Origin of the sequence: Roseomonas rosulenta (assembly GCF_016106005.1) — a bacterium.
GTDB classification, from domain to species: domain Bacteria; phylum Pseudomonadota; class Alphaproteobacteria; order Acetobacterales; family Acetobacteraceae; genus Neoroseomonas; species Neoroseomonas rosulenta.
The window spans coordinates 1-659 of record NZ_JACADR010000633.1 but is presented as its reverse complement, the minus strand read 5'-3'; the positions used below and the strand labels follow the sequence as shown (position 1 = coordinate 659).

The 659-nt window shown below is 78.3% G+C and carries 1 protein-coding gene; it reads left to right on the top strand.

Translation table 11 applies throughout. The features are described 5' to 3' along the window. A partial coding sequence (locus tag HW578_RS27365) for a glycosyltransferase (RefSeq protein ID WP_198373826.1) occupies window positions 1-659 on the top strand: 659 nt, incomplete at both ends.

The following is a 659-nucleotide window of genomic DNA, read 5'->3' as shown; positions in this document are numbered from 1 at the left end:
CGCCTGGCCGATGCCGCCTGCCGGCGCGCCGCCGCGGTGGTGGCGCTGTCGGAGGGCATGGCCGGGACGGCGCGCGCGCGCGGCGCCGAGCCTGGCCGCGTGCATGTCGTGCCCAATGGCTGCGACCTGCACCTGTTCGGCCCGCATGTCGCGCCGTGGCGACCGGCCGGTGCGGCGGCGCGGGAATGCCTCGCGGTCTATGCCGGCGCGCATGGGCGGGCGAACGGGCTCGATGCGCTGCTCGACGCCGCGGCGGTGCTGCGCGCACGGGGGGAGGCGCGGGGTCGCATCCTGCTGGTGGGCGATGGCGCGGAGAAGCCCGCCCTGGTCGCGCGCGCGGCGGCGGAAGGGCTGGCGAACGTGACTTTCCTCGACCCGCTGCCGCGCGCCGCGCTGGGCGGGCTCTATGCCGGCAGCCAGGTGGCGCTGCACCTGCTGGCCGGGCTGCCGGAATTCGCCGAATGGACGGCGCCGAACAAGATCATGGACGGGCTGGCGGCGGGGCTGCCGGTGGTGACCAACCAGGGCGGTCGCGCGGCGCGCATCCTGGCCGACGGGCCTTCGGGCATCGCAGTCCCGGCGGGGGATGCGGGCGCGCTGGCCGAGGCGCTGGCGCGACTGGCGGCAGACCCGGCGCTGCGCGCGCGGCTGGGCGCGGC